This window comes from Rhizobium sp. BT-226, assembly GCF_025847085.2.
GTDB classification, from domain to species: Bacteria; Pseudomonadota; Alphaproteobacteria; order Rhizobiales; family Rhizobiaceae; genus Rhizobium; species Rhizobium sophorae.
Window position 1 is genome coordinate 335415 of the sequence record NZ_JAOYTI010000002.1, and the last position, 15069, is coordinate 350483.

16 protein-coding genes and 1 pseudogene are annotated in these 15069 nt (G+C 61.6%); 12 read left to right on the forward strand and 5 right to left on the reverse strand.

Annotated features, from left to right (window positions below; all coding sequences use genetic code 11):
- Positions 1 to 29 precede the first annotated feature (29 nt).
- From iolC to OIU37_RS11805, 7 genes are all read left to right on the forward strand, one after another.
- Positions 30 to 1964, forward strand: coding sequence for a 5-dehydro-2-deoxygluconokinase (gene iolC / locus OIU37_RS11775; RefSeq protein ID WP_180693328.1), 1935 nt, complete (start codon positions 30 to 32; stop codon positions 1962 to 1964).
- 202 nt (positions 1965 to 2166) lie between these two features.
- The gene (iolD, locus tag OIU37_RS11780) at positions 2167 to 4017 is read left to right on the forward strand and encodes a 3D-(3,5/4)-trihydroxycyclohexane-1,2-dione acylhydrolase (decyclizing) (RefSeq protein WP_264258464.1); all 1851 of its coding nucleotides are present in this window, start codon (positions 2167 to 2169) and stop codon (positions 4015 to 4017) included.
- Positions 4018 to 4082: 65 nt separating this feature from the next.
- On the forward strand, positions 4083 to 5000 hold the full coding sequence (gene iolE, locus OIU37_RS11785; RefSeq protein WP_026158607.1) for a myo-inosose-2 dehydratase: 918 nt from the start codon (positions 4083 to 4085) through the stop codon (positions 4998 to 5000).
- A gap of 194 nt (positions 5001 to 5194) precedes the next feature.
- The gene (iolB, locus tag OIU37_RS11790) at positions 5195 to 5992 is read left to right on the forward strand and encodes a 5-deoxy-glucuronate isomerase (protein WP_171601024.1); all 798 of its coding nucleotides are present in this window, start codon (positions 5195 to 5197) and stop codon (positions 5990 to 5992) included.
- Between the two features lie 89 nt (positions 5993 to 6081).
- Entirely contained in the window at positions 6082 to 6309 is a 228-nt protein-coding gene (locus OIU37_RS11795) for a DUF1127 domain-containing protein (RefSeq protein ID WP_180693331.1), read from the forward strand.
- Between the two features lie 51 nt (positions 6310 to 6360).
- Positions 6361 to 7197: a helix-turn-helix transcriptional regulator gene (locus OIU37_RS11800; protein WP_264257561.1), complete on the forward strand. Its 837-nt coding sequence runs from the start codon at positions 6361 to 6363 to the stop codon at positions 7195 to 7197.
- 200 nt (positions 7198 to 7397) lie between these two features.
- Entirely contained in the window at positions 7398 to 7559 is a 162-nt protein-coding gene (locus OIU37_RS11805; RefSeq protein WP_012756769.1) for a hypothetical protein, read from the forward strand.
- A gap of 44 nt (positions 7560 to 7603) precedes the next feature.
- On the opposite strand, the gene OIU37_RS11810 is transcribed toward OIU37_RS11805, so the two are convergent.
- Both OIU37_RS11810 and OIU37_RS11815 read right to left on the reverse strand, forming a co-directional pair.
- Positions 7604 to 8968 carry an MATE family efflux transporter gene (locus OIU37_RS11810; protein ID WP_171601027.1) on the reverse strand — a complete coding sequence of 455 codons (1365 nt, stop codon included), beginning with the start codon at positions 8966 to 8968 and terminating at the stop codon, positions 7604 to 7606.
- A gap of 87 nt (positions 8969 to 9055) precedes the next feature.
- Positions 9056 to 9496, reverse strand: a complete 441-nt coding sequence (locus OIU37_RS11815) for a glyoxalase superfamily protein (RefSeq protein WP_264257562.1) — start codon at positions 9494 to 9496, stop codon at positions 9056 to 9058.
- Positions 9497 to 9850: 354 nt separating this feature from the next.
- Between OIU37_RS11815 and OIU37_RS11820 the strand changes: the two genes are divergently transcribed.
- Complete coding sequence (locus OIU37_RS11820; RefSeq protein ID WP_018241377.1) at positions 9851 to 10183, forward strand: hypothetical protein; 333 nt, start codon at positions 9851 to 9853, stop codon at positions 10181 to 10183.
- On the opposite strand, the gene OIU37_RS11825 is transcribed toward OIU37_RS11820, so the two are convergent.
- A complete protein-coding gene (locus tag OIU37_RS11825) occupies positions 10134 to 10385 on the reverse strand; it encodes a hypothetical protein (protein WP_240602390.1) in 252 nt (83 codons plus the stop codon). The genes OIU37_RS11820 and OIU37_RS11825 overlap by 50 nt on opposite strands.
- Positions 10386 to 10476: 91 nt before the next feature.
- On the opposite strand from OIU37_RS11825, the gene OIU37_RS11830 reads away from it, so the two are divergent.
- Positions 10477 to 11343, forward strand: coding sequence for a LysR family transcriptional regulator (locus OIU37_RS11830; protein WP_171601029.1), 867 nt, complete (start codon positions 10477 to 10479; stop codon positions 11341 to 11343).
- Between the two features lie 167 nt (positions 11344 to 11510).
- On the opposite strand, the gene OIU37_RS11835 is transcribed toward OIU37_RS11830, so the two are convergent.
- Positions 11511 to 11957 (reverse strand): host attachment protein, encoded by a 447-nt coding sequence (locus OIU37_RS11835; RefSeq protein ID WP_171601030.1) that lies wholly within the window; start codon positions 11955 to 11957, stop codon positions 11511 to 11513.
- Between the two features lie 161 nt (positions 11958 to 12118).
- Here OIU37_RS11835 and OIU37_RS11840 point away from each other — a divergent pair.
- The 3 genes and pseudogenes from OIU37_RS11840 (at position 12119) to OIU37_RS11850 (ending at position 14367) form a co-directional block, all read left to right on the forward strand.
- Positions 12119 to 12538: pseudogene (locus OIU37_RS11840) on the forward strand (DUF2177 family protein).
- 201 nt (positions 12539 to 12739) lie between these two features.
- Positions 12740 to 13141, forward strand: a complete 402-nt coding sequence (locus OIU37_RS11845) for a PilZ domain-containing protein (RefSeq protein ID WP_129418568.1) — start codon at positions 12740 to 12742, stop codon at positions 13139 to 13141.
- Between the two features lie 113 nt (positions 13142 to 13254).
- Positions 13255 to 14367, forward strand: a complete 1113-nt coding sequence (locus OIU37_RS11850) for a pyridoxal phosphate-dependent aminotransferase (protein WP_171601031.1) — start codon at positions 13255 to 13257, stop codon at positions 14365 to 14367.
- 208 nt (positions 14368 to 14575) lie between these two features.
- Here the strand turns inward: OIU37_RS11850 and OIU37_RS11855 are convergent, their stop codons facing one another.
- Positions 14576 to 14842: a sel1 repeat family protein gene (locus tag OIU37_RS11855; RefSeq protein ID WP_171601032.1), complete on the reverse strand. Its 267-nt coding sequence runs from the start codon at positions 14840 to 14842 to the stop codon at positions 14576 to 14578.
- Positions 14843 to 15069: the final 227 nt, after the last annotated feature.

The following is a 15069-nucleotide window of genomic DNA, read 5'->3' on the forward strand; positions in this document are numbered from 1 at the left end:
AGCCGCGCAAAATCTAGCGGGAGGACATCATGGTACAATCGAATCCGGGTTCACAGCCGGAGCCGGCGCTTGATGTGATCACCATCGGCCGTTCCTCGGTCGATCTTTACGGCCAGCAGATCGGTTCGCGGCTTGAGGATATCGGCTCCTTTGCCAAGTCCGTCGGCGGCTGCCCGGCCAATATCGCCATCGGCACGGCGCGGCTCGGCCTCAAATCCGGTCTCATCACCCGCGTTGGCGACGAACAGATGGGACGCTTCATCCGCGAGCAGTCGGAGCGCGAAGGTGTTGCGACAGACGGCATCGTCACCGACAAAGAGCGATTGACGGCACTGGTGTTGCTTGCGGTCGAGGCCGAGGGCGTGTCGCCGATGATCTTCTATCGATCGGACTGCGCCGACATGGCGCTCGATGAAGGCGATATCGACGAAGATTTCATCAGATCGTCGCGCGCCGTTCTCGTTTCCGGCACGCATTTCTCGCGGCCGAATACCGAAGCCGCGCAGCGCAAAGCGATCCGCATCGCCAAGGCGAACGGCCGCAAGGTGATCTTCGACATCGATTACCGGCCGAACCTCTGGGGCCTTGCCGGCCATGCGGAAGGCTTCGAACGCTACGTGAAATCCGACCGCGTCTCTTCGAAGATGAAAGAGACGCTGCCGGACTGCGATCTCATCGTCGGCACCGAAGAGGAAATCCTGATCGCTTCCGGCGCCGATGACGTGCTCGGTGCGCTGAAGGAGATCCGCCGACTGTCGCCGGCGACGATCGTGCTCAAGCGCGGCGCCATGGGCTGCATCGTCTATGACGGACCGATCGCCGACGATCTCGAAGCCGGCATCGTCGGCCAGGGTTTCCCGATCGAAGTGTTCAACGTGCTCGGCGCCGGCGATGCCTTCATGTCCGGCTTCCTGCGCGGTTTCCTGCGCGACGAGCCGCTGAAGACCTGCGCCACCTGGGCCAATGCCTGCGGCGCCTTCGCCGTCTCCCGCCTGCTCTGCTCGCCGGAATATCCGACCTGGGCGGAACTCGACTTTTTCCTGACGAACGGCAGCAAACATCGGGCGCTGCGCAAGGACGAGGCGCTCAACCATATCCACTGGGCATCGAACCGGCGCGGCGAAATCCCGCTTTTGATGGCGCTGGCGATCGACCACCGTTCGCAACTCGTCAGCGTCGCCGATGAGCTCGGCGTCGGCCATGAAAAGATCGTCGCTTTCAAGCGGCTGGCGGTCGCGGCAGCGGCGCGGGTTTCGAATGGCCGCGACGGCTACGGCATGCTGATCGACGAACGCTTCGGCCGCGACGCTTTCTTCGATGCGGCGACGAAGAATTTCTCCTGGATCGGCCGGCCCGTGGAATTGCCGGGCTCGAAGCCGCTGCGCTTCGAATTCAGCCAGGATATCGGCTCGCAGCTTGTGGAATGGCCGCTCGGACATTGCATCAAGTGCCTGTGCTTCTATCATCCCGATGATCCAGCCGACCTGAAGACGGAGCAGCAGGAGAAACTGCGCACGCTGTTCGAAGCCGCCCGCAAGGTCGGCCGCGAGCTGCTGGTGGAGATCATCGCCGGCAAGAACGGGCCGCTGACCGACGACACCATTGCGACCGCGCTGGAGGAGCTCTATGCGCTAGGCATCAAGCCGGACTGGTGGAAACTGGAGCCGCAGGCATCCAGCGAAGCCTGGAAGAAGATCGATGCGGTGATCGCCAAAAATGATCCATGGTGCCGCGGTATCGTGCTCCTGGGGCTCGAGGCGCCCGCCGATGAGTTGATCTCCTGCTTCGAGGCGACGCTGGCTGCCCCCTCCGTGAAGGGCTTCGCCGTCGGCCGGACGATCTTTGCCGATCCGGCGCGCGCCTGGCTTTCCGGCGAAATGAACGATGAGGAGGCGATCGCCGACATGGCCGGCCGCTTCCGGCAACTGACAGAGGCGTGGCTGAAAACCCGCGGACATCAGTAGACTTAGAATTAAGCCCCCTCCCCAACCCCTCCCCACAAGGGGGAGGGACTTAACCCGGAGCACCGCCTCACGCCATCAGCAAGCTTCCCTTTGGAGGAGACGTTGCGGCGAGAATGTAGAGAGCCCTGCAGGTTAGCCCTCCCCCTTGTGGGGAGGGGTTGGGGAGGGGAAAATGCGAAAAGAAAGATTGCGGGAGGCCTCGATGGGCAAGACGATACGGTTGACGATGGCGCAGGCCGTCGCGCATTTCCTGAAGGTACAGATGACGATTGTCGACGGCAAGAAAGTGCCGATCTTCGGCGGCGTCTGGGCGATCTTCGGTCACGGCAACGTCGCCGGCATCGGCGAGGCGCTCTATCAGGTGCGCGAAGAATTAACGACCTATCGCGCCCACAATGAACAGGGCATGGCGCATGCGGCGATCGCCTATGCCAAGGCGAATTTCCGCACGCGCTTCATGGCCTGCACCAGCTCGATCGGTCCGGGCGCGCTGAACATGGTGACGGCCGCCGGCGTAGCGCATGTCAATCGTATTCCCGTTCTCTTCCTGCCGGGCGACGTCTTCGCCAACCGCGCGCCGGATCCGGTGCTGCAGCAGATCGAGGATTTCGGCGACGGCACGGTTTCGGCCAATGATGCCTTCCGTCCGGTTTCCCGCTATTTCGACCGCATCACCCGGCCCGAGCAGATCATCACGGCGCTGAAGCGCGCCATGCACGTCCTGACCGACCCGCTCGATTGCGGCCCGGTGACATTGTCGCTCTGCCAGGATGTCCAGGCCGAAGCCTATGATTATCCGGAAAGCCTGTTTGCTGAAAAAGTCTGGACGACCCGCCGGCCGCAGCCGGATGCGGACGAGCTGGCGAATGCCATCGCGCTGATCAAGGCGTCGCAGAAGCCGGTCATCGTTGCCGGCGGCGGCGTGCTTTATTCGCAGGCGACGAAGGAGCTTGCCGGCTTTGCCGAGGCCCACGGCCTTCCCGTCGTCGTCACCCAGGCCGGCAAGTCGGCGATCAACGAAACCCATCCGCTGGCGCTCGGCTCGGTCGGCGTCACCGGCACGTCGGCGGCGAATGCGATCGCCGAAGAGACGGATCTCGTCATCGCCGTCGGCACACGCTGCCAGGATTTCACCACCGGCTCCTGGGCGCTGTTCAAGAATGACAGCCTGAAGATGGTCGGCCTCAACATCGCCGCTTATGACGCGGTGAAGCACGACAGCCACCCACTGGTGACTGACGCCCGCGAAGGACTGAAGGCGCTTTCGGCAGGGCTTTCCGGCTGGAAGGCGCCGGCAGCACTCGCCGAGAAGGCGACTGCGGAGAAGAAGGTCTGGATGGAGGCTGCGGCCAGGGCGATGGCCACGACCAATGCTGCCCTGCCCTCCGATGCGCAGGTGATCGGCGCGGTGGCGCGCACGCTCGGCGGCGAGAATACGACGGTGCTTTGCGCTGCGGGCGGCCTTCCCGGCGAATTGCACAAGCTCTGGCCGGCGACGGCGCCGGGCAGCTATCACATGGAATACGGCTTTTCCTGCATGGGTTACGAGATCGCCGGCGGCCTCGGCGCCAAGATGGCGCATCCGGAACGGGATGTCGTCGTCATGGTCGGCGACGGTTCCTACATGATGATGAATTCCGAGCTCGCCACCTCGGTCATGCTCAGCCTCAAGCTCAACATCGTCGTGCTCGACAATCGCGGTTACGGCTGCATCAACCGGCTGCAGATGGGAACCGGCGGCGCCAACTTCAACAATCTGCTGAAGGACTCCTATCACGAGGTGATGCCGGAGATCGATTTCCGCGCGCATGCCGAAAGCATGGGCGCCATCGCCGTCAAGGTCGCCTCGATCGCCGAGCTGGAACAGGCGATCGCCGACTCGAAGAAAAACGACCGCACCTCGGTCTTCGTCATCGATACCGATCCGCTCATTACCACGGAGGCCGGCGGCCACTGGTGGGATGTCGCGGTGCCTGAGGTCAGCCCGCGCGAACAGGTCAACGAAGCGCGCAAGGGCTATGTCGAAGCACGCACCGCCCAGCGCATCGGCTGATCTATTGCTATGATTTCTCGGAAGAGCGTCCCGGCTCTTCCGCAATGCTTTTAAGGAGAATGTTGATGAAGGCCAAACTCGGCATGTCGCCCATCGCCTGGTGGAACGACGATCTTCCTGAGCTCAGCGACGATGTGTCCCTGGAGGAATGCCTGCGGCAATCGCGCAGCGCCGGTTTCACCGGCATGGAGCAAGGCCGCCGTTTCCCTAGCAATCCGGAAGAGATGCTGCCGATCCTGCGCGCCGCCGACGTGACGCTGTGCGGTGGCTGGTTCTCCGGCACGCTGGTCAATGAGGAGCTTGCCGCCAACAAGGACCGCATCGCGCCGATGATCGCGCTGTTCAAGGCGGTCAATGCACCTTGCATCGTTTATGGCGAAGTCGGTCGCTCGATCCAGGGCGACCGCTCCAAGCCGCTCGCGACCAAGCCGCGCCTCTCCGATGACGAGATGAAGGCCTATGCGCGTCGCGTCACGGAATTCGGGGAATGGTGCGCCGAGCAGGGCATGCCGCTTTCCTATCACCACCACATGGCGGCCGTGGTCGAAACCGAGCCGGAACTCGACGCCTTCATGCGCCATTCGGGCGAAGGCATCCCGCTGCTGCTCGATGCCGGGCATTTGGCCTTTGCCGGCGGCGACGTGCTGCGCGCCATCGGCAACCACCATGCCCGAATCAACCATGTTCACGTCAAGGATATCCGCAAGCCCGTGGTGGATGGACTGGACCGTAGCCGGCAGTCCTTCCTCGATGCGGTGGCACTTGGCGCCTTCACGGTACCGGGCGACGGCTCGCTCGATTTCGGCGCCATCGTCCAGCGGCTGGCCGATCACGGCTATGAAGGCTGGTTCGTCGTCGAAGCCGAACAGGATCCGCGCAAGGCTCCGCCGCAGAAAATGGCCGAGATCGGCCACGCCGAGTTGATGCGCGTCATGACGGCTGCGGGCTATACCGTGGAAACGGAAGGCTTCCCCAAGGGATGAAGGTAGCAAAAGACCCCTCCCCAACCCCTCCCCACAAGGGGGAGGGACTGACCTGGCCGCCGCCAAGTGCCACAAGCGACCTTGATGAAAGTCGCAACGGTGATGATTTTTGAAGGCGGTGCTGCAGACTAGCCCTTCCCCCTTGAGGGAGAGGTTGGGGAGGGGAATTTTCCAACTTACGAGGAAAAACACCAATGCCAAATCTCAAGGTGAAACCGTCCGGCACGCATGGCCGCGTCACGCATGTCACCCCGGAAAACGCCGGCTGGACCTATGTCGGCTTCGATCTGCATCGGATGAAGCCGGGCGAAACCGTTTCGGGAGAGACGGGCGATCGGGAAGTCTGCCTCGTCTGGGTGACCGGCAAGGGCAAGGCGTCTGCCGGCACCAAGGATTTCGGCACGCTCGGCGGCCGCATGAACCCGTTCGAAGGCGCGCCGCATGCGCTTTACATCCCGATGGAATCGACGTGGTCGGTGACCGCGGAGACCGATCTGGAGCTCGCGGTCTGCTCCGCACCCGGCGGCGGCACCTATCAGGCGAAGGCCATCCCGCCCGGCACGCATCCACAGGTGACGCGCGGCAAGGGCACGAATGTGCGCTACGTCAACAATATCATGCCTGAAGACGACAGCTCGGCGCATTCGCTGCTGGTCGTCGAGGTGATTACACCGGGCGGCCACACCTCCTCCTATCCGCCGCACAAGCACGATCAGGACGACCTGCCGAACGAGAGCTTCCTGGAAGAGACTTATTACCATCGCCTCAACCCGCCGCAGGGCTTCGCTTTCCAGCGCGTCTATACCGACGATCGCTCGCTTGACGAGGCAATGGCGCTCGAGGACGGCGATGTGACGCTGGTGCCGAAGGGCTATCACCCCTGCGCCGCCTGCCATGGCTACGACCTCTACTACCTCAACGTCATGGCCGGGCCGCAGCGGATCTGGAAATTCCACAATGCCGCCGAACACGAGTGGCTGCTGAAGGTGTAAGCGTCGCGTTCGATCGCTAAATAATCTGACAGCGCGAAATCGCCGCTGATGGTTCACTGCCTCCATCCAAACACGGATGGAGGATCACCATGCACAGCTCGAACTTCACGATACCGGCTCGAAATATTCGCTCTTCGCGTCCTACGCGACCCGGCCTGTTCCTTGCCGCAATCACGGCGGCGCGCTGGCTGGCCCGCAAAATAAACGAACGACGCAACCGGAATGCGTTGATGGAGCTTTCCGACGAACAGCTGAAGGATATCGGCCTTTCCAGGGGGCAGACGCAAAGCGATGTTCATGTCTACAGCCGTTACTAAAGTGCTGTTATAAGTTCTGTCGGTTCTGGCCTGTCTGATACGGAATATGCAATGTCGCAGTTCTCAACGGCACCGCTTCTGAAAACGAAGATGGTCACTATTCGTGACATCGTCTGCGATGGCGAGTGCCGTCATAAGAGCGACGAGGAATGCGCCCACAGGACGAGCCTCGTCTATCCCTATCGCGGCGTCTTCATGCGCCATGTCGGCCGCAATGATACGGTGGCCGAAGCCAATCAGGTCTTGTTCTTCAATGCCGGTCAGGGCTATCGGATCAGCCACCCGATCGAGGGTGGTGACGCCTGCATCGATCTGGCGATCGACGACTCCATGCTCGAAGAGCTGACGCCGAAGGAACAGGCGCAGCCCGGCCTGCCCTTTTCCTTCCGCCGCCAGCGCCGGCGGATCGATCCGCGCGCGCAGGCGCTAGTTGCGCTCCTGCGTCATGGTCTCAGCCGCAACGTCGCCGAAACGCTGGAAGCGGAAATATTGGCGCTGACACTCGTGCGCCGCTCGCTCGGCGAGCGCACGTCACATGCGGCGGGCGCCAGCGCCGGCCGGCAGAAGCTGGTCGACCGGGCAAAGCTGGTGCTTTCCTCCGATCTCGCGCGGCGCTGGACACTTTCGGAAATCGCCACGGAAGTGGGCGTCTCGCCCGTTTATCTGACCCAGGTCTTCCAGCAGGTCGAGGCGACGCCGCTCTATCGCTACCAACTGCGGCTGCGGCTTGCCCGTGCTCTCGATCTGCTCGGCCAGTATGAGGATCTGACCGCGCTCGGTCTCGATCTCGGCTTTTCCAGCCACAGCCATTTCAGCGCATCCTTCAAGCAGACTTTCGGGCAGACTCCGGCCGAATTCCAACGGGCGGCGCAACTGCGGCGCAGGTGAAAGCCTACAGCGCCACGCGTCTTTTCAGACGCGCAAGGACGCTGTAGCACTTTGAATCCCCGCATAATTCCTTAAATCGATCCCGACTTAAGGAATTATGCGGAGGGTCGATCGCTAAAGATTTCGACAGCGGCGATGCGGTCTTCGATGATCTTATGATCCTGTCCCGATCCGGGGACGACCGACAGGAGGATCACCAGATGAAGAAGACTACATGCGCTGCCTGCGACTGCGAACTTGGCGCGGAGACCATCACCGTCAAGCTCGGCGGCAAGACTGTCGAGGTCTGCTGCCAGGAATGCGCCGAGGCGTTGAACGAGGCGGAAGCCGCGACAACGGCCGCTTCGAGCGGCAAGGAATAGACGACAGCAGGAAAAGCCGCGCCGGCGAGTGCGGCTTTTCCGTCTCAGGTTGGTAAAAGCCCGTAGCGCCAACCGCGGCGCTTCGCATTCTGCGACAGCACCAGGAAGGCAAGGATGAACATGCCTGCCTCGGCAAAGACCGGCACCATCCAGATCCCCTGCTCGCCGAAGACGAAGGGCAACAGGAAGGTGAGCGGCAGGGTGAACAGATAGGGCCGCGACAGGCCGAAGATCGCCGCGCGCGGGGCATCGCCGATCGACTGGAAATAGGACGACAGGATCAGCATCTGCCCGAAGAGAAAATAGGCGCCGATCGTCCAGGGCAGAATTCGTCTGACCTCGGCGATAATGGCGGGATCGGCGACGAAGACGGCGCCGAGGCGGCCGGCCAGCAATTCGACGGTGATCTCCACCAGGGTGCAATAGACGAGTGCTGCGAGCATGGCGATCTGCAGGCTGCGGCCGACCCGGAGCCCGAGGCCGGCACCGTGATTATTGCCGGCGACCGTCTGCAGCGCGATGCTGAGGCCAAGCAGCGGCAGATAGGTGAAGGTCATGATTCGGGTGATGATGCCGTAGGCAGCCACCGTCGCAACATAGTCTGCCATGCTCCAGAGCGAGACGTTGATCAAAATGGCGGCCGAGGCCAGCGATATGCCGATGAAGCCGAGGCTCATCGGCGCGCCGAAGGCGACGATGCCGCGCCATTCGGCAAGAGCAAATCCCGCCGAAGGCCTAAGTGCCGCCGGGCGGCGCCAGCGATAGGCGAGCACGGCTGCGAGACAGGCGAACTGCGAGGCGATGGTGCCGGCTGCCGAACCGAGCACGCCCCAATGCATCACCGCCATGAACAGCCAGTTGGCGAAGATGTTGAGCAGCGAGGCCGACAGCGTCACCAGCGTCATGAAACCGATCTTGCCTTCGCAGCGCAATCCGTCGAGATGCAGCGACAGGAAGAAGCCGACCGGCGCACAGGCGATCATCGCGCCCATGAACAGCATGGCGCCATCGGCCACGGCGGCATTGCCGGCGGCACCGGCATCGATGATCTGCCGGCCGACAGTCCAGTAGACCAGATTGAGAATGAGGGTAATGGCGAACGTCAGCGCATGCGCGCCGGCAAACACCCGACGCGCGCCTTGACGGTCGTCGGCGCCGAGCCGGCGCGCGAGGATGCTCGCCATGCCGTTTGAGACCAGCGACTGCAGGGCGACCAGCAGCATCAACCCCGGGAAAATCAGGCTGACGGCAGAGAGCGCATCCGGGCCGACATAGGCGCCGAGGAAATAGGCGTCGACGACGGTGAACAGGCCGTTGACGGTGGTGATCGCGACGATCGGTGCCGTCCTGATGAAGACCCCCGGCAGCCAGCCGGTGAGAAAGGCATTGCCTTGGGAAAGATCGGTCATAGCGAAATCCGTGTAATATCGGCGAGACGCTAGCCCGGCTTGTAATCATGCGGATTCGGGCCGCCTCAAAATGAAAAGAGAGGCAACTTACAGGTCGAGTACCAGATGCGGCACGCCGTTCGAGGTCTTTCTCGGCGAGATGCCATCGGCATCGATCTGCGCGTTCACACGCTGGCGAAAGGCGGAAAAGCTCTCGAAGGTAACGGCATCCACCGGCTCGTCGAAATGGATGGTGATCCTGTGGAGGTCGCCGCCCGGCAGGGCCGAAAGCGCCAGGACTTCGCCGGTGAACGGCTGATTAAGATAACGGCCGCGAATATGCGCGCCGACGAAGAGCGGCGTCTTCGGGCTAGCATTGGGCTTTGCCGCAAGCGCCGCAAGCGTGTTCCAATCGCGCACGCCGTGCTGGCGGGCAATCATTTCCAGGGCCGCACTGTGGGTCAGCGTGGTGCCGCGATCATTCATCGCCTGGCGCAGGCGCTTGGCCTGGGCCTTCAATTCGTCAATGGCAGGATAGGTCGTCATCATGGCGTGAGCCTTCGCAAGGCATGCTCTTCGACTGCGGATGGGAGCTCGCATTGCCGCCAGTCAGCATGCACAAAGGGCCGTGACCATGATCGCGAGGACTTCACCATGGATTTTCATCCGCGAGCGGCCGGTGCCTCGAACCGGCCTTTGTATGCGCGAACGCCCCCGATATGTCAAGAATGGCGCATCTGCGCCGGGAATGCGCAACTTTGGGGCAGATCTGCACGAAATCGGTGCGATTTTCCTGCAAGCTTCACAGAAGCATTCAATCTTAACGGTGTTCTTCAGCAAATGTCAGCATTCTTCAGCTAATATCCTGTCGTATAACAAGCGGAGGCTAAAAGGGCCTTTCAGATGCACCTCGACACAGAACACCCCAAGCCGGAACGTGCCTACAGGGAATTCAATCTCGACAGGCCCGGCAACATCATCTTCGTCGGCCATCACCTCAGCACCGGAACGCAGGTGCGCTGCCTGATCCGCACGATCACGCTTGCCGGCGCATTGCTCGAAGTCAGCCCTAACCTGGAAATACCGAGCCATTTCTTCCTCGAAATCCTCGGCATCCATGACGAGATCGGCGCGACCGTGGTCAAGCGCGAAGGCGAATTGGTGACGATCAGCTTCAACATGCTGATCAATCCGGAATTCCTGCACCACGTGTTGCGATTGAACTTCGAAACCTGAGGCTTTTTCCGATCCGTGAATCATCGCGGCGCGTCGCCTTTGTTTCGCTGCTCCGTCTTGCGGCGAGACGCGCGATGATCGGAACGGCCCAGAGAAATCCGCGCCATTCCGGACGATCGAGCGGATCGCTCAAGGGATCATGGCGGATCCGGCGATTGCCGATTTCGATTTCCCTAAAGAGAACAACCCAGTTGAGATCCATTGCTTCATCCTCCATCTATTTGGCTCAGGCATTGAGCTAAGCCTTCGCGCCCCTCCGATGTAGAGGCGCTGGGGAAAGGGGGTTTTCATCCATGAAAGATGCGAGCTGGGACGACCTGCAACTTTTCTTCCACGTTGCGACCGGCGGCGGGCTTTCGGCGGCGGCGACGCGCACCGGGCTCAGCGCACCGACGATCGGCCGGCGCATGCTGGCGCTCGAACGGGTGACCGGCCGCTCGCTCTTCAGCCGCGGCCCCACCGGTTATCTGCTCGCCAAGGACGGGCAGGAGCTGCTCGATCGCGTCCGGCTGATGCAGGATGCTGCGCGTGCGATCTCCGACTGGCGCGGCGAGGTGCTGACACTGCCGATCGTCTCGACGGCCGCCGACAGCTGGACTTCGCGCTTTGTCGCCGACCATCTGGCCAGCGTCTGGACGCCGAAGGATGGATTCCGCATGTGCTACAAGACCTGTGATGCGAGCGTCGATTTCACCTATCGCGAGGCGCATATCGCCATTAGCCACAGCCGGCCGGAGAGCGGCAACGTCGCGATCCGCCGTTCGGTGAAGGTGGCACATGCGGCTTATCAGGCGGCCGGCTATGACGAGACAAACTGCAACTGGATCTCGCTCGGCACCGATACCGCCATCACGCCGGCGGACAAATGGACTTTCGAACAGCCGGATTCCTGGATCACCAGCTGGACGAACACACCACATATGCTCTTTTACCTCATCCGCGGCGGTGCCGGCCGCGGCGTGCTGCCCTGTTTCATCGGCGATCAGGAGCGCAGGCTCGTCCGCGCCGGGCCTGTCATAGACGAACTGACCTATGAGATGTGGATCGTTGCGCATGACGATGAGCGGCAACGGCCGGAAGTCAGGATCGTCATCGACCGCCTGGCGGCGCTCTTTGCCGATCATGAAGATCTGTTTGCCGGGCAGAGACCGTCCGCGTGACGCGACGGCATGAAAAAACGCGGGCCATTCGACCCGCATTCATTAGAGCGGTTCAGCTTGTCAGGGAATCGGAGAACCGCTCTAAGTTTTTATTTTTACGCAATTCCGCACGGAAAACCGCTTCGCACTTTTCCTGGAATTGCTCTAATAGGTAGGTTTTTGCCGGCTCAGGCGGCGAGATGCCGCTCAATCTCGTCGACCGGCATATTGGTATAGTCCTTCGCCAATTCTAAGGAGATCGCTGCCTGCGTATCGGCGCTGAGGGCCGGCCGAAGCGCGCCGAGTGCTTTCGGCGGCGCAACGAGGACAATGCGGCGGACATCCTTTTCCTGCGCCAGCTCGTCCATCCTTTCCGCGACCTGTTTCAGGAACTGGGCTTCGGCCTGATCCTGCCAGTTGGTCTCCTCGACAGCACTGCGACTGAAGCCATCGGCGGCATGGCTGCGGCCGGGCTTGTCGGCGCCGATCTCGCGGTCGGGCTCGCTCGGCTGTGTCAGAGTTTCCAGCACCTTCAGATTCATCAGCTGGGCATCGCCGGCATTCTGCATGATCAGAGCCTTGGCTCCGTTGCAGACCACGACCCATGATTTCCAAGGGATTTTAACGTCGGTCATCTTCAACTCCTCGCTGTCATCATTCGAAGCGCGCCGTGCTTCATCGATCAAGGCACAACGCCCGGCAATTGAAAGAGTTCGGGAAAATTGCGCCGAAATCGAACGGGGCGGCGATCCGGCCGGCCCCTGCTGCATAGAAAAGCAAGCTCGGGAGATTGACGATGAAGACATCACTGCTCGCCTATGCCGGCACCTTTTTCACCCTTCTCGTCTGCGACGGGATATGGCTCGGCCTCATCGCCCGCAACTTCTATCGCGACCAGCTGGGAGCGCTGATGCTGCCCTCGCCCAAGCTGGCGGTCGGCGCACTTGTTCTACCTGTTCTTCACCGCCGCGATGGTTGTGCTTGCCGTGCTGCCGGCGCTGTCGGCGGGCTCTATCGTCACGGCGTTTCTCCACGGTGCCACTCTGGGAGTGGCGGCCTATGCACTTGTGACATCACCAATCTCGCCACGCTTTGCAACTGGCCGCTCGCCATAAGCCTGGTCGACATGGCCCGGAGCACGGCTCTGACCGCGCTGACTGCAGTCGGCGGATATCTCGCCGTCAGATTTTTTGCTGAAACGGGAGCTTGGAGATGAAAGCCCGCGTCCCGATAATGGACATCGGGCGTCCCGCTTGGGAACAAAGTTTAAACTCGTTAAAATTGTAATTTTATATTTGACGAATGTGCAAAACATTCATGTGACCTTGGTTGGAGCAAGACCCCAGCTTGAATGAGATCAAGACCAGCTTGCTCGCGATCAAGACCCCAAACGTGCCATGTCTGACGGAGAATGTGAATGACTATGCTCCGCGCTACACACCTTGCCACGGTCAAATCCGCTGTCTACGACCTGCGCTGGGAAGAGTTCAACGTCAAGCGACCCGCCCGTATCGTCGCTGTCCGCCCGTGCCTGACCGGTGTGTCGATGCGAAGCGCCGAGATCATCGATATCTCGCAGGGCGGCGCCACCTTCGTCGTATCGACCACCGCCGGTCTGCCGAAACATTATTATCTCAACATTCTCGGCCTCGCCTACCGGATCGGCTGCGCCGAGGTCTACCGCCATAAAGAACGCATCGGCGTGCGATTCATCAACATCATGGACCCCGAGGTTCTGCGCCGCGTCGTCCGCACCGATTTCATGATCGGCAACATGGAAGCAATCGACGCCCGGCGTGCGCCGATCTTCCGCGCGTAAACAGGCCGGCGACACGCGCGGCGCTGCTATTGCGGAAATAATCTTGCTTGCGTTGGCCGTGCCCGGGCCTATTGTTGCGCCGATTGTCAATATGTCCGGGAAACTGCCTTCGCATGTCCGCCTTTTCGCGCTTCACACCTCTTGCCAGCGCCCTGCCCTCCACAGTTCCCTTCGTCGGCCCCGAGGCGATCGAGCGCCAGCGCGGACTTGCCGTTTCGGCGCGCATCGGCGCCAATGAGAACGGCTTCGGCCCAGCCGCTTCCGTGTTTGAAGCGATGCGCGAAGAGGCCGGCAATATCTGGAAATACAATGATCCGGAGAATTTCGCGCTTAGGGAAGCGCTTGCCGCCCATCTCGGCGTCTCGGCCGCCAATATCGCCATCGGCAGCGGCATCGACGAATTGCTCGGCCAGATCGTCCGGCTGGTGATCGAGCCGGGCGCACCCGTCGTCACCTCGCTCGGCGCCTATCCGACCTTCAATTTCCATGTCGCCGGTTTCGGCGGCCGGCTGGTGACCGTTCCCTACGCAAACGACAGCGAGGATCTCGACGGGCTGCTCGATATGGTGAGACGCGAGAATGCGCCGCTCGTCTATTTCGCCAACCCCGACAATCCGATGGGAAGCTGGTGGGATGCCGACAGCATCGTCGCTTTCGCCCGCGCGCTGCCCGAGACGACGCTGATGGTGCTCGACGAGGCCTATAGCGAGACGGGGCCGGCAGGTTCGCTGCCGTCGATCTCCTCGCTCATCGAGCTGCCGAACGTCGTTCGCACCCGCACCTTCTCCAAGGCCTACGGGCTTGCCGGCTCACGCACCGGCTATGCGATCTCGACGGCGGGCACGGCTCAGGCCTTCGACAAGATCCGCAACCATTTCGGCATGAACCGGCTGGCGACGGCAGCAGCGCTCGCGGCACTGAAGGACCAGGCCTATCTCGTCGAGGTGGTCGGGAAAATCCATGCGGGCCGGGAGCGGATCGGCGGTATCGCCCGGGTGAACGGCCTTCAACCGTTGCCCTCGGCGACGAATTTCGTGGCGATCGACGCCGGACGCGACGGCGCGTATGCGCGAGCGATCGTCGACGGGCTGATGGAGCTCGGGGTTTTCATCCGCATGCCTGGCGTGGCGCCGCTCAACCGCTGCATTCGCGTCAGCGTCGGGCCGGAGGCGGATATGGCGCTCCTCGAAGAAGCGCTGCCGCAGGTCCTGAAACAGATCGGCTGATAAAACGAAGAACCGCGGCCGGTGGAGGATCCGGTCGCGGTTCCGTTCTCCCGGCGTCGGCCCCGTCCAAAGCGCCCCGCCAGCTCCCTCTTTTTGAGGTTGTTATTGCTGCTCTTGTCGAATTGATCGGAGACGATCTCAGAGCATGATGCCGAAAAGTGTGAGCGGTTTTCGGATGACGGCCGACCTGGCCTAAAATCATCCTGTTCTAGTGAACCGTCATCCACTCGCGGGCGGCGCGCAGCGCTGCTGCGAGCTGCATCTTGTCCATGGCGGCGGCCACGTCGGCACGAAGCTCGGCGGCGCGGTCGTTGCCCTTGATTGCGGCGATGTTCAGCCATTTGTGGGCTGCCACGAGATCGACTTCGCAGCCGCGGCCGGTCGCATACATCAGACCCATTTCACAGAAGACATCGGCGTTGTTGTCGCCACCCATGGTGGCCGTTTCAGCATTGTGCATTTCAAAGCGTGCCATCGGTTTTATCCCTGTTAGCCTGTTTATGACTGACCCTGTTTTACCTCCGGGCCTTGCCGTCTATCGCGGCTTAGGCCCTTCCGGTCCGGCGGGTTTGCCCCGCTCGTTTGATGGGTTCACTATGCCAAACGGCTTTCAAAAAACGCCTAAAATGCATGATTAATTTGAGACAAACAAAGTGCAAACGCTTGGTAAAATTGGATTTTCGTTAAACATCGGACTCCCTG